General features: G+C 68.6%; 11 protein-coding genes. 6 read left to right on the top strand and 5 right to left on the bottom strand.

The window, feature by feature from the left end; genetic code table 11:
* The first annotated feature begins 91 nt into the window (after nt 1-91).
* The 4 genes from KF715_10410 (at nt 92) to KF715_10395 (ending at nt 7,218) form a co-directional block, all read left to right on the top strand.
* Nucleotides 92-2,860: a TonB-dependent receptor gene (locus KF715_10410; GenBank protein MBX3737093.1), complete on the top strand. Its 2,769-nt coding sequence runs from the start codon at nt 92-94 to the stop codon at nt 2,858-2,860.
* 80 nt (nt 2,861-2,940) lie between these two features.
* Nucleotides 2,941-4,623, top strand: a complete 1,683-nt coding sequence (locus KF715_10405) for a phytase (GenBank protein MBX3737092.1) — start codon at nt 2,941-2,943, stop codon at nt 4,621-4,623.
* 49 nt (nt 4,624-4,672) lie between these two features.
* Entirely contained in the window at nt 4,673-5,914 is a 1,242-nt protein-coding gene (locus KF715_10400; protein ID MBX3737091.1) for a hypothetical protein, read from the top strand.
* The gene (locus KF715_10395; protein ID MBX3737090.1) at nt 5,911-7,218 is read left to right on the top strand and encodes a BCD family MFS transporter; all 1,308 of its coding nucleotides are present in this window, start codon (nt 5,911-5,913) and stop codon (nt 7,216-7,218) included. The genes KF715_10400 and KF715_10395 overlap by 4 nt, the downstream gene beginning before the upstream one ends.
* On the opposite strand, the gene KF715_10390 is transcribed toward KF715_10395, so the two are convergent.
* Nucleotides 7,184-8,470, bottom strand: coding sequence for an amino acid permease (locus tag KF715_10390; GenBank protein ID MBX3737089.1), 1,287 nt, complete (start codon nt 8,468-8,470; stop codon nt 7,184-7,186). The genes KF715_10395 and KF715_10390 overlap by 35 nt on opposite strands.
* Nucleotides 8,471-8,663: 193 nt before the next feature.
* Nucleotides 8,664-9,413 carry a cytidylate kinase-like family protein gene (locus KF715_10385; GenBank protein ID MBX3737088.1) on the bottom strand — a complete coding sequence of 250 codons (750 nt, stop codon included), beginning with the start codon at nt 9,411-9,413 and terminating at the stop codon, nt 8,664-8,666.
* 216 nt (nt 9,414-9,629) lie between these two features.
* Between KF715_10385 and KF715_10380 the strand changes: the two genes are divergently transcribed.
* Together KF715_10380 and KF715_10375 are read left to right on the top strand one after the other, a co-directional pair.
* Nucleotides 9,630-10,934 carry a TonB family protein gene (locus KF715_10380; GenBank protein ID MBX3737087.1) on the top strand — a complete coding sequence of 435 codons (1,305 nt, stop codon included), beginning with the start codon at nt 9,630-9,632 and terminating at the stop codon, nt 10,932-10,934.
* Between the two features lie 4 nt (nt 10,935-10,938).
* A complete protein-coding gene (locus KF715_10375) occupies nt 10,939-11,730 on the top strand; it encodes a hypothetical protein (GenBank protein MBX3737086.1) in 792 nt (263 codons plus the stop codon).
* A gap of 6 nt (nt 11,731-11,736) precedes the next feature.
* Here the strand turns inward: KF715_10375 and KF715_10370 are convergent, their stop codons facing one another.
* The 3 genes from KF715_10370 to KF715_10360 all read right to left on the bottom strand — a co-directional run bounded on the left by KF715_10370 (nt 11,737) and on the right by KF715_10360 (nt 13,415).
* Nucleotides 11,737-12,432: a hypothetical protein gene (locus KF715_10370; GenBank protein MBX3737085.1), complete on the bottom strand. Its 696-nt coding sequence runs from the start codon at nt 12,430-12,432 to the stop codon at nt 11,737-11,739.
* A gap of 88 nt (nt 12,433-12,520) precedes the next feature.
* Nucleotides 12,521-13,081 carry a hypothetical protein gene (locus KF715_10365; GenBank protein ID MBX3737084.1) on the bottom strand — a complete coding sequence of 187 codons (561 nt, stop codon included), beginning with the start codon at nt 13,079-13,081 and terminating at the stop codon, nt 12,521-12,523.
* The gene (locus KF715_10360) at nt 13,062-13,415 is read right to left on the bottom strand and encodes a PH domain-containing protein (protein MBX3737083.1); all 354 of its coding nucleotides are present in this window, start codon (nt 13,413-13,415) and stop codon (nt 13,062-13,064) included. Before KF715_10360 ends, KF715_10365 begins: the two co-directional genes overlap by 20 nt.
* Nucleotides 13,416-13,605 lie beyond the last annotated feature (190 nt).

Raw genomic sequence — 13,605 nt, 5'->3', positions numbered from 1 at the left:
CGCCGGTAACATCTCGGCGACGCGACCGGTCGCGCGTTGACCGGGCCGTTCGGCCCCGCTCGGGTGCGCGCGACTCTTGATCCTGCACACCATGACCTCACGCCACCTCCTCCGTCTCCTTTGCACCGTGCTCCTGGCCGGCGCCGCTCTCGCCGGCCTGCACGCCGGCACCATCAGCGGCCGCGTCACCGACGGTTACACCAAGCTCGCCCTCGGTGGCGCGCGTGTGACCGCCGGCGGCGTCGAAACCTACTCGGAAACGACCGGCGAGTTCACGCTGACTGGCGTGCCGGCCGGCCGGCAACTGGTTGAGGTGAACTACGTCGGCTACGCGCCGCTCCAGCTCTCGCTCGAGGTCGACGCCGCCGGCGTCACGCGCCTCGACCCGGTCTTCAACCGCGACGTGGTGAAGCTCGCGCAGTTCGTCATCACCGGCGCCAACGTCGGCACCGCCCGCTCGCTCAACGAGCAGCGTGCGGCCGAGACGCTGACCAACGTCGTCGCCGCCGACGACATCGGCCGCTTCCCCGACCAGAACGCCGCCGAGTCCGCGCAGCGCATCCCGGGCGTCGCGCTCTACCGCGACCAGGGCGAGGGCCGCTTCCTTGTCGTGCGCGGCATCCGGCCCGACCTGAACGGCATGCAGCTCAACGGCGTCGCCATGACCTCGCCCGACCGCGGCGCGCGCACCGTGCCGCTCGACGTCATCCCGTCCGACGCCCTCGGCGCGCTCGAGGTCACGAAGGTGCCGCGCCCCGACCTCGACATCGACGGCCTCGGCGGCCGCGTGAACCTGAAGACGCGCAGCCCCTTCGACGCCGACGGCCGCCAGCTCCAGCTCGCCGCCCAGGGCCAGTGGAACAACCTCCGCGAGCGCCTGAGCAGCAAGTTCAACGGCACCTACTCCGACATCCTCAACGACGGGAAGCTCGGCTTCATCTTCTCGCCGACCTGGCAGGAGCGCCGCTTCGGTTCCGACAACATCGAGACCTCGGGCAGCTGGGCCGCGCCGGCCGGCAACACCGTCCTCGCGCTGCCCGACATCAACTACCGCGAATACGAGATCACCCGCACGCGCTACGGCGCCAACGCCGGCCTCGAGTTCCGCCCCGATCCGTCGACGCTCTTCTACGTCCGCGGCCTCTACTCTTATTTCACCGACCGCGAGAACCGCTACGTCACCACCATCCCGTTCTCCGAGGCCTCGAGCGCCGTCGTGACGAGCGAGACGTCCGCGACGTTCACCAGCGTGCGCCGCGAGAACAAGCAGCTCCGCAACCGCGAAAAGCAGCAGGACCTCACGTCCTACTCCGCCGGCTTCGAGAAGACGGTCGCCGACTGGCGCCTCGACGGCCGCGTCGCCTTCAGCCGCGGCAACGAAAACCGCCGCGAGGACACCGTCATCTTCCGCAAGAGCGCGCGCGGCACGAACTGGACCTACGCGTTCCCCGGCCTCTACTCGCCGGTCGTCACGCAGACTGCCGGCACCGATATCAGCGACCCGGCGTCGTTCAACGAGCTCAACCGCCTCCGCTCCGCGCCCGCCTGGGGCTCGGACCGCGAGCAGAACTACGCCTTCAACGCCCGCCGCGACTTCGCCACTGCCGCCGGCAATCGCGCCTTCGCGAAATTCGGCGCGCAGCTCCGCCAGAAGACCAAGGCGCAGAACCGCGAGCAGTCCAACTTCACCGCGCCCGCCACCTTCACGTTTGCCTCGCTCGCCGAGATGCAGGGCGACTACGCTTTCTTCCGCGGCCCGCGCGTCAACGCCGAGGCCTTCACGAAGCAATTCGTCGAGAACAAGGCCGCCTTCACCGAGACGCGCGACGTGGTGTCGAGCGAGCAGGAGGACTGGAGCTCGGACGAGGACGTGCTCGCCGGCTACGCCATGGGCGGCGTGACCTTCGGCGACCTCAACGTCTCCGGCGGCGCCCGCTACGAGCGCACGGAATTCTCCGCCAGCGGCAACGAGCAGCGCATCGTCGGCGGCGTCACCACCTTCACCCGCGCCAACCGCGACCGCAGCTACAACAACTTCCTCCCCGGCGTCTACCTGCGCTACGACCTCGACAAGCAGACCGTCCTCCGTGCCTCGTGGACCAACAGCGTCGCGCGCCCCGCGTTCTCGGAGAGCGCGCTCATCCGCTCGGTCAACGACGACGCCAAGACCGTCACCGAGAGCAACCCCGGCTTGAAGGCCCTCGAGTCCGTCAACTGGGATGCGTCGGCCGAACACTACTTCCACGGCCTCGGCGTCGTCTCGCTCGCCGGCTTCTACAAGAAGATCACGAACTTCACCTACCGCACTTCCGTGCCGAACGGCGACGCCGCAAATCCCACTTACCTGCTCACCACCTACGTCAACGGCCCGGAGGGCGACATCAGCGGCCTCGAGGCCGCGTTCACCCGCCGCCTCGACTTCCTCCCCGGCGAACTGGGCAACGTGACGTTCATGACGAACTACACGCTCACGCACAGCAGCGCGACCTACCTGCGCACCGCGACGAACACCTTCGAGAAGGCACCGTTCATCGGCCAGTCGCCGCGCAACGCCAACGCCGCGCTCAGCTACGAGGCGCACGGCCTCTTCGTGCGTCTCTCGTTCAACTACCGCAGCTCGCATCTGCGCGAAGACGAGGCCATCGGCGACGTCGCGGCGAACGACATCTACATCGACAACTTCAAACAATGGGACCTCAACGCCAGCTACCGCCTCAGCCGCGGCTGGGAGCTGTTCGGCGAGATCCTCAACCTCACCAACGAGCCCTTCCGCGTCGCCTTCACGCCCGCCCGCACCCGTTTCCGCCAGTTCGAGGAATACGGCTGGACCGCCAACTTCGGCGTCCGCTGGAAACTCTGAGCCCCTCCGCCGCCATTTGTGTCTGTGTTGTGTGCCACGTCCGGGCTGTCTCGAGTGAGGCAGCCCGGTAATTTTCCCCCATGAAACGCCTCCTGTCCGCCTTCCTGCTGTGCGCGCTCGGCTGCATCGACACCCGCGCCGCCGCGCCCGGTTACGTGCCGTTCCGCGCCGACCTGACCGCCGGCGCCGCCTGCACGATCGACGCCCGCGCGCTGCACCCGACGCAGGCCGCGCTCGGCTGGCGCGAGGTGCTCTTCAAGCGCGCCAAGCTCGACGCCAAGGACGCCGCGGCGCTCGCCGCCTACCTGCAGGACAAGGACGTCCCGATCGTCATCGGCCCCGGCGGCGTGCCGTTCATGGCCGACGGACACCACACGATCCGCGCCCTCCTCGAGTCGCAGCACGCCGACAAGACCGTCTACGCCCACGTCTTCGCCAACTGGTCCGCGCTCGCGCCCGCCGCGTTCTGGGCGCGCATGCAGGCGAGCAACTACACCTATCTCAAGGACGCCGCCGGCCGGCCCGTCGCGCCGGACAAATTGCCGGCGACGCTGCTCGAGATGCAGCGCGATCCGTGGCGCGGCCTCGCCTGGGCGCTGATGGACGCCGGTGCCTTCACCGAGTTGAAGGGCGTGTTCTTCCAGGAATTCCTCTGGGCCGACTTCCTGCGCGAACGGGTGCAATGGAACGACGCGGACGAGGTCGACTTCCAGCGCGCGCTCGCCGAGGCCAGACGCCTCGCCGCCACGCCAGCCGCCGCCGCGCTGCCCGGTTGGAAGGCCGGCGTGCTCTCGCCGCGCGTCGTCACCGAGCCGGTGCAGCACGACACCGACGACCCGGCGATCTGGATCAATCCCGCCGATCCCGCGCAAAGCCTCATCGTCGGCACCGACAAGGACACCGACGGCGCGCTCTACGTTTTCGACCTGCACGGCAAGATCGTGCGCCGAGTCCCCGGCCTCAAGCGGCCCAACAACGTCGACATCGCCGACGGCTTCCGCCTCGGCGGCCGCGACGTCGCGATCGCGGTGACGACCGAGCGCGAGGAGAAGCGCCTGCGTATCTTCACGCTGCCCGAGATGACCTGTGTCGATAAAGGCGACCTCGTGGTGTTCGATGGCGATCCGCGCCGCGCGCCGATGGGCATCGCGCTCTACCGCCGCCCGCGCGATGGCGCGATGTTCGCGTTCGTCGGCGGCAAGTCCGGACCGGCGCAGGGCTACATCGGGCAATACCGCCTCGAGGACGACGGTTCCGGCCACGTGAAAATGACGCTCGTCCGCCAGTTCGGCGCCTACAGCGGCAAGAAGGAGATCGAGGCCATCGCCGTCGATGCCGAGCTCGGCTACGTCTACTATTCCGACGAGCAATTCGGCGTCCGCAAATACGCCGCCGATCCCGACGCGCCCGACGCCGGTCGCGAACTCGCGTGTTTCGCGAAGAGCGGTTTCGCCGGCGATCACGAAGGCATCTCGATCTGGAAGCGCCCCGACGGCACCGGCTATGTGATCGTGTCCGACCAGCAGGCGAACAAGTTCTGGCTTTTCCCGCGGGAAGGCGCGCCCGGCCACCCGCACGAGCATCGCGCGGTGAAGATCGTCGACGTCGCCGCGATCGAAAGCGACGGCAGCGACGTGACCGCGCAGCCGCTCGGCGAGTTGTTCCCGCACGGCCTGTTCGTCGCGATGTCCAACGGCCGCGTGTTCCACTACTACGGCTGGGAGCAGATTGCCGGGGCGGATTTGCCGGCACCGGCGAAATAGGGGCATCTGCGGACTTTTCAAGCGGGCGGGGCGGACTATGTTGCCCGCCATGAAACGACTCGCCCCTCTCGTCGCGTTGCTTTGCGTCGTGTGTGTTTTCGCCGTGCCGCTGTGGGCGGCGTCGAATCCGGCCCCGAAGGGCAAGGACGGCGACGTGCCGAGCGCCGGCCTCGAGCTGGCCAAGACCGCCACGCAGATCACGGGTGTCGCCATCTCGCCGCTGCTCGGCGTCAGCACGATCGGCGCCTACCAATGGTGGGGTGCTCATACCGACGCCGAGAAGGCCGCATTGCCCTGGTTCGCCAACCCGCTGGTCTGGGGCTGCGGCTTTCTGCTCGTGGGTGGCTGCGCGGCCAAGGACGCTTTCGGCGCCGCCGTGCCGCCGGGCATGAAGAAGCCGCTCGATGTGCTCGAGACGGTGGAAAACAAGGTCAGCGGCCTCGTCGCCACCGGTGCGGTCGTGCCGGTTCTGGTCGCAGCGGCATCGAAAGTCATGGCCGCGCGCGGCACGCCGACCGCCGGACTCGATCTGCACCTCGGCAATCTCGCGATGGTGCACCTTGGCGCGATGGATTTCTCCTGGCTGCTCACGATCCTGATGGTGCCGCTCGCCATCGCGGTGCACGCCGTCGTCTGGATCGCGTCGCACGCGATCAATGTCCTCATCCTCCTCAGCCCGTGGGGCGCGGTCGATGCGGCGCTCAAGGCCACGCGCACGGCTCTGCTCGGCCTCGTGACCGGGCTGGCGTTCATCGACCCGGTGGTCGGCGCGACGCTGTCGGTCGCGATCATCATCTTCGCCTATTTCGTCTCGGGCTGGGCTTTCCGCCTGACGACGTTCGGCACGATCTTCTGCTGGGACTTTTTCACCAGTCGCCGCAAACGCTTCGCGCTGCTCGCGGATGGCAACAAGCTCTTCCTCGGTCGCAAGCTCGAAGGCGTGCCGCTGCGCACCTACGGCCGGCTCTGGCAGGCGAAGGACGGCGCGCTGACCTTCAAGTTCCGCCCGTGGCTCGTGCTCGCCGAGCGTGAGATTGCAGTGCCGCGCGACGGCATGGTGGTCGGTCGCGGCGTGTTCTACTCCGAGGTTCTCGGCCACAACCCGGCGACGGACCGGAATGAGACGCTGCTGCTGCTCCCGCCGCGTTACCTCGGCCACGAGGAACTCTTCGCCCGCACGTATCACATCAACGGCACCTGCGAAGTCGGCCTGCGCAAGGCGTGGAGCTGGCTGAAGGAGGCGCTGGGCTTCGGCAAGCCTGCTGCGTCCACTACGGTTTCGCCGGCGTGAGCGGCGCGGCGCGCATCGCGAACCACGTCCGCCTCGGCGCGTTCCCGGTCGCCTACGGGCTGAGCGGCGTGCTCATCGGCGGGACGTTGAACCGTGTGATGATCGCGGAGCTGAAGCTCCCCGCGACACTCGTGGCGCTGCTATTCGCGCTCCCGTTGCTCGTCTCGCCGCTGCGGTTGTGGTTCGGCTACCGCTCGGACGGATTTCCGATCTTCGGGCGCCGGCGCGAACCATACCTGATCCTCGGTGCGCTGCTGATCGGCGGGGGAGTGGCGGCGATAGCGAATTGGACGGTGCGCACCGCGGCGACGCCGGCGTCGTTCGTGCCGGGCGCGGTGCTGGCGTTTTTGCTCTACGGCGTCGGGCGCAACCTCGCGCACAACACCTACCAGGCGCTGCTGGCGGAAAAATTCAGCGGCTCGGTTCGCGCGCGCGCAGTGACGCTCTACGAGGTCGTAACGTTGCTCGGCTCGGTCATAGGCGCAGGCGCGCTGGGCAAGGCGCTGGAGCATTACGATCCGGCGCGACTTGTCTTGGTGGCGAACATCGTCGGCCTCGTGGTGGTCGCGCTCGCCGTCGTGGCTGTGCCCGGCCAGGAAGCGTGCGCGACCGGCGCCGCGAACGCGGAGACGGCGCGCGGCAAGCCGTTCGGTGAAGTGGTGCGCGACTACGTGTGGGCCGATCCGCAAGTGCGGCGGCTGTTCGTCGTGGTGATTTGCACGTTCATCGGGACGCTCGCGCAGGATGTGTTGCTCGAGCCTTACGGCGCGCTCGTGCTCGGGATGAGCGTCGGCGCGACGACGCGGCTGACGATGTTCTGGGGACTCGGTGTGCTCGCGGCGATGTTGCTGTCGGGGTTGTGGCTGTTGCGCGTGCTCGGGGCGTTGCGGCTGATGCGCATCGGGCTCGGCGTGAGCATCGTGGTGTTCAGCGCGGTGGCGGCGGTCGGATTGGCCGGCACGCCGGAGGCGTTTCGCTGGCTCGTGCTCGTGATGGGTTTCGGCACGGGACTCGCGGGCGCGGGCATGCTCGGCAGCGTGGTGGAATTCACAACGCCGGTGCGCGCGGGGCTGCTCATGGGCGTGTGGGGCGTGGCCAACATGCTCGGCCATGCGGCGGGCAGCTTGATGGGCGGCATCGTGGTCGACGCGATGCGCCTCGCCACGGGCAGCGCGCTGGCGGCGTATTCGGCGTTGTTCGCCTTCGAGGTCGCGATGCTGTCGGCGGCGTTCGGGCTCACGCTTCGCCTGCAACCGTCCGCGACGCGCGCTACCGGGGAACTCTCCGCGCCAGCGTCCAGTTGAGCGCGGCGATCGCGGCCACGAGCGCGATGGCCCAGACGTGGCCGAGCTCCATGCCGCTCGCCATCACCACGCAGAGCAGCAGGCCGAGGCCGGCGATGAGATCGCCGGCGGGCAGGCGCAGGGCGGAGACCTCGGGGCGCAGGCGGCGGAGCTTGATCAGCGCGGCGCAAGAGAGGCCGTAGGTTAGCAGGCGCGCGGCGCCGGACAGGCCGACGTTCCAGGCGAAGTTGCCGTAGAGCGCCAGGGCGAACGTCAGCACGCCCCACGCGAGAATCGAGAAATGCGGCGTGCGGAAACGCGGGTGCACGGCGCCGAAGGCCGCGGGAAAATCGCCGCGCTGGGCGAGGGCGAAGGTCAGGCGCGGCACGCCGATGAGTTGCGCGCTGAGGTAGCCGGAGGTCGATACCATCGCGCCGACGGCGATGAGCGAGGCGCCGATCGGTCCGACGAGCGAGCGCGCGGCGTCGGCGAGCGGACGCGCGCTGTCGGGCAGGTTGGGCACGGTGCGCATCGCCACGAGTTGCAGCAGCACGTAGATCGTCGTGATGACCGCGAGGCCGGTGAAGAGCGCAAACGGCAGGTCGCGGCGCGTGTCGCGGCATTCGCCGGCCGGGATCAGCGCCATGTCGAAGCCACCGTAGGTGAAGAGCAGGATGATAAACGCGCTCATCCATTTCGTCTCCGCCGGCGGCGGCAGCGGTGCGGGTGCGGGGACGAGGCGCGAGAAGGCGAAGCCGATGAGGATGAGCAGCGCGAGTGGCAAGAGCTTCGCGGCGGTGAATAGATTGGAGAGCCGCGCGGCGCCGGTGACGCCGAGGTAGTTGATGAGCGTGAGCGCGCCGATCAGGCCGGCGAGCATGAGCGTGCGCGGGAGCGGTTGCGTGGCCTCGGGCCAGAATTCGCCGAGATAAATGACGAAGAGGTTGGCGTTGGCCGCGGCGGCGGTGAGGCGCACGAGCCAGGTGAACCAGCCCATCTCCACGCCCCAGAAGCGCCCGAACGCCTCGCGCGCGTAGAGGTAGGGGCCGCCGGGCTCGGTGAATTGCGAGCTGAGTTCGGCGAATACCGCGATGAACACCAGCATCGCGGCCGCGGCGAGCAGGTAGGCGAGCGGCGCGGCGTTGCCGACGAGGCGCACGATGTCGTCGGGCAGGCCGAAGATGGCGGAGCCGATCACACCGTTGACGACGAGCGCCGTCATGGTCCAGCGGCCGAGCGCGCGGACGAGCGGGGGCGACGCGGGGTTCGTCATGCGGCCGCGAAGTTGGGCACCGTGTGCCGGCGAGTCAACGCGTGCGAGGGCAGCCGATTTCAGATCTAATGCGGTGAGAGCTTCCAGCCCTCGTAGGACGAGTTTCGGCTATGCGGGAGCTGGAGGCTCCCGCCACTCTTTGCGTGACGCGATGCGCACTCCGAGGACGAGCTTGGTCTCGCCCACACTCGCGCTACGTCGTGAGAGGGAAAGGGGCGTCCGTCGCGGTCTTCGCGTGCAGGTGTTGTTTGAGCGCGAACGCCACCAATTCGGCGGTGGCATTCGCATCGAGGTGATCGGTGTTGATCACCAAGTCGTAAGCGTGCGGGTCGTCGAGCTCGGCGTCGAAGTTGGCGCGGACGAAGCGCCGGCGAGCTTCGTCCTGCTGATCCACATGGCGCGCGGCGTCGGCGTGGTTGCAATGTAGGCTTTGGGCGGTGCGCGCGATCCGGACGTCACGCGACGCTACGAGGCGCACATGCAGGCCGCCGGGCAGGGCGCGGGTGATGAGATGCGCGGCGCGGCCGGCGAGGATGACGTGGCCGACGTGCGCGAGCTGGAGGACGGCCTCGGCGACTTTCTGCTCGAGTTGCCAGAGCGACGGGTGGAGGCCGACGAGTTCGCCGATGGTGGCGCGGATTTCCGAGACGCGATCCTCGGGGAGAAACTCCGCGAGCGTGGCGGGCAGGCTGTGGTGCTTGAGGGCTTGGTCGAGCAAATCGCGGTCGAGGAGCACCCAGCGGGCTTCGTCGCCGTGGAAGTCGCGGTCGAGGAGTGGAACCAGTTCCCGACCGAGCGTGGTGGCACCCGCGCCGGTCTCGCGGGAGAGGGTGATGAACGGGTGAATCTTGGCGGGCGAGGCGGGGCCGGCGGCAGTGCGCGGAGTGCGCAGGCGCGCGTGCAGGACGGAGAGGCCGTGTTCGAGGTAGGTGTGCGGCGTCATGGCACGAGGGGGAGAAACGGTTGACGTTGCGCGGCGGGCAGCGTGCTCCGCCGCAAGCGTAGTTTACGCGCGCGAGACCCCGCGGCCAGAGCGGGGATTGGAATGCGCGGGCGCGGAAAATGTAACCTAATAGGTTACATTTCCGGCGAAGCGGCTGGACGGGGGCGGGAAATTTTGTGCGCTTTGCGCGCGGGCGGGTGCTAAAGGAAAACCGCGATGGAAGATGCCGAACTGCTCCGCCGTTACGCCGAGGCCTCCGATCAAGGCGCGTTTGCCGAACTCGTCGGGCGGCGGCTGCCGCTGGTGTATTCGGCGGCGTTGCGACAGGTCGGCGGCGATGCCCACCTCGCGCGCGATGTCGCGCAGCAGGTTTTTGCCGATCTCGCGCGCAAGGCGGCGGCGCTCGCCGGGCGCGAGTCGCTTACCGGTTGGCTCTACACGAGTGCGGGCTATGCGGCGGCCAAGGCGGTGCGGACGGAACAGCGCCGACGGCGGCGCGAACGGGAGGCACACGCGATGGACGAGCTGACGCGGAATGGCGAACCGACGGCGGACTGGACGGTGTTGCGGCCGGTGATCGACGACGCGATGCGGGAGCTGAATGAGGGCGACCGCGAGGCGGTGCTGCTGCGGTATTTCGAGAATCGTGCCTTCGCCGAAATCGGTGTGCGCCTGCGCCTCGGCGAAAATGGGGCACGCATGCGGGTGGAGCGTGCGCTCGACAAATTGCACGGCGCGCTGGCGCGGCGCGGCATCGGGTCGAGCGCTTCCGCGCTCGCGTCGGCCTTGGCGGTGAACGCGATCGGCGCGGCACCGAGCGGACTCGCGGGCGCGATCGCGGCGGGAGCTCCGGCGTCGGCGATCGGCGTGAGCGGATTTCTTATGGCTGTGACGAAACTACAGTGGACGGTGGGTGCGGCGGTGTTGGCTGCGGGGGCATTGACCGGCGTGGTGCAATACCGTGCGAATGCGGCGCTGGCGCAGGATGTCGTGCGAATCCAGACGATGGCCGACGACGTCGCGGCCGAGCAGCGGCGGCGGCGCGCGCCGTCTGGCGGCAGCGATGAGCTGGAGCGGTTGCGCGTGGCGGCGGCGGAGCTGCCGGGGTTGCAGGCGCGCGTGCGCGAGCGGTTCGACGAGTGGCAAAAACGACAGGCGGCTCGCGTGGCGACAGCGCCCGCGCATCCACGCGCCACGGCTCCAGCCGGTCCGGTGTTGCCGCTGGCGGAGTTGGATCTGATGCCGCGGCCGTTGAAACAGGTGCCGCCGGCGTATCCGGCGGTGATGCGTGAGTTCGGCATCACGGGGCGTGCGGTGGTGAGTTTTGTCATCGGGTCCGATGGCGCGGTCGCGGATGCGAAGGTGCTGTCGTCGACGCACGGCGCGTTCGATGAGCCGGCACTCGCGGCGTTGGCGGAGTGGAAGTTCGCGCCGGGCCAGAAGGCGGGCATGGCGGTGAACACGCGCGCGGAGATGGCGCTGGTTTTCACGATGCAGCGCGACACCGATGACTGGTTTTAAGGCGATGCATCCGCGCACGCTCATTTGGCTTTGCCTGGTTGGCAGCATCGGCGCGTTCGGCGCGCTGGGGATGTGGCAGCACTCGCGTGCGGTCGCGCTGCGCGCCGAACGCGACCGGCTGATCGCGCGGCAACTCGGACGAGCGCGGGCGACCGCCGCGGAACCGTCGTCGGCGGAACAAAACGAACTGGCACGGCTGCGCCGGCAGCACGAAGAGCGGGCGCGAGCACTGGAGGATCTCGCAAAGCTCGAGCGCGCGCTCGCGAGCGAAAGCGGCGAGTTGATCGCATCCGCGTCCGATAAACCGCCCGCGAAGGAGAATCTGCCGTCGCTCCGCGGGCCGATGGTGAAGAGCGCGGAGTGGCGCGAGGCGGGTGCGGCTTCGCCGGAGGCGACGTTGGAGAGTTTCGTGTGGGCGGCGACGCGTGGGGAGACGGAGAAGCTCGCGACGCTGCTGGCGATCGACGAGGCGGGGCGAAAGGAACTGGCGACGGCGTTTGCGCAGCTGTCGGACGAGGCGCGCGCGAGCTACGGTTCGCCGGAGAACATGCTGGCGACGCTCATCGCGGTGCAGGTGCCGCAGGACCTGAGCGCGGTCGGGCCGGTGAATTCGCTGAGGTTGAGCAACGGCGACGTCGCGTTGCGCACGCGCACGGAGCGGGGCGGCGGGCTGGCGAGGGACGCGGTGCTGACGTTCCGGTTGGTCGACGGGGGCTGGCGGCTGGTCGTGCCGCGCGAGATCGCCGTCGGCGCGGTGGCGGCCGCGGTGAAAACGGCACCGCGCGGGTCGCCCTGAGCGCGCTCAGCGCTTCGCGGGAAACGCGCGGGCCTTGGAGGCGATCGGGCCGGGGAAGGGCACGCCCCAGAGCACGGCGCCATCGGGCGGGCGTGGCGTGGCGTCGGGTGCGAGGTGTTTGAAGACGTCGGCGAAGCGGATCGAGCACTGGAGGCGGCGTTGGCGGGCGTCGATCTTCGGATTCACTTGGATCACGGCGGTAGTGAAGGGAGGCGAAGCCTTGGCTTTCAGCGCGAGTTTGCGGATCTCTTCGATCGGGCGCGCGGGGTCTTTGATCAGGTCGTCGAGCTTGAGGAGGTCGGCGTAGGTGACGTCGCCCCAGAGCTCTTTCCATTTTTCCGGTGCGATGCGGGGGGCGACGATGCTGACGAAGCGTTTGTCGTCGCCGTCCTGTTCCCAGAAGCCGAGGACGAGCAGGAAAGGTTCGTTGATTTCGTATTGGCGGAGTGCGTCGCCGAGATCGACGGGCGTGCCGAACTTCACGGCTTTCGGGTTCACGGGGATGCCGCCGTGGTCCTTGTTGGCGTCGGCGGGGATGTCCCAGCGCTGCGTGTAGCTGGCGGGCTTGTAGCCGTCGAAAAACGTGTCGCGCACCCAGCGCTCGAAGGCGAGTCCGTGCGCCTGCACTTCCTGCGCGTGGACGCCGACGTGGAAGAGCAGCGCCGCGAGGGCGGCAGTGAGGATGCGGTGCCTGAGACGCATCCGCTCACTGCGCCGTCTCGGCGCGGGGCCAGCAAGCGGGAAAACACTGGCGGGCGCGGGCGATTTCCGCGCGGCGGGCGCGGGCGCGTCAGGCCTTGGGCTCGAGGAAGGCGCAGAGCGCGTCGAGTTGCACGGTCCAGTAGGTCTTCATGCGCTCGGCGGTGGCGGCGTCGGGGAGCTTGCTGTGCTCGGGGACAACCTGGCACTTGAGCGGGCCCTTCGGCCAGAAGTTCACGGAGAGCGTCGTCTCGTCGGGCCAGAGGATGCGGATGGATTTATGCGGTGTGGCCTTGCGGACGGAGAGGGGAGTGCGCGGGAGCCAACGCTCGCGGATGGCGGCGTCCTTCCACGCTTCGAAGGCGACGGCGACGGGTGCGGCGATGGTTTTGCTGACGCTGATCTCGAAGCCGTCGTTCTTCTGGTTCTTCACGCGGCGGCCGGTGGTCTGCTCGTAGCCGACCGTCACCATCTGCGACCACCAGTCGTTGACCTTGTGTTTCTTCTGCAACCACTGCGCGATCTCGGCGTGCGGCCAGGATTTCGCGCCCGCTTGGTCGAGCAACTCGACCCATCCCGCCCACGAACGTCCCGTCGCCTTCTCTACCGCGAGAGTGGTGATGCCGGCGATCTTAGCGGGCAGCTTTTTCATGAGGCAGGGGTAGTCTCTTCGCCAAACCGGCACCGCGTCGCATCAGATGCGGGCAGCGCTCGGCGAGCTCCGATATGAACACTTCCCGGGCGTCTGGCGAGACGAGGATGAAGCCATCTGCAAAATCCAGCCGCACGCGCTGGAGCGACCAAGCCGGCCCGGGCAACGGCACCCAGGTCGGCACCGCGCCCCGGATGGCCGCGTAAGGCACCGTCCATTTCAGCGGCCCGCTGCGCACCGCGATGCCGTCCGCGCCGAAAGTGTAGCCGCACGGAAAGCCCAGCCACGCCGTCAAAGCCACCATCGCCACGCCCCAGACGGCGAGCAGCATCACGCCCGGGGAGCGCCCCTGCGCCGTCAACCAACCCGCCGCGACGAGCGGAGTCGCCGCCGCGCTGAAAACGACCGCGACATACCACCGATCCACACGCGAAGGGAAATGCGGTCCGGTCGCCATGCGCCCAGCCAACGAAGTTCACGGGATTTTGTCACGCTCGCGGAAATCTTTTGTGTTTCGCCGTCCG

The sequence above is a fragment of the Candidatus Didemnitutus sp. genome (assembly GCA_019634575.1).
Taxonomy (GTDB): domain Bacteria; phylum Verrucomicrobiota; class Verrucomicrobiia; order Opitutales; family Opitutaceae; genus Didemnitutus.
This window is presented reverse-complemented; position numbering and strand designations above follow the sequence as displayed.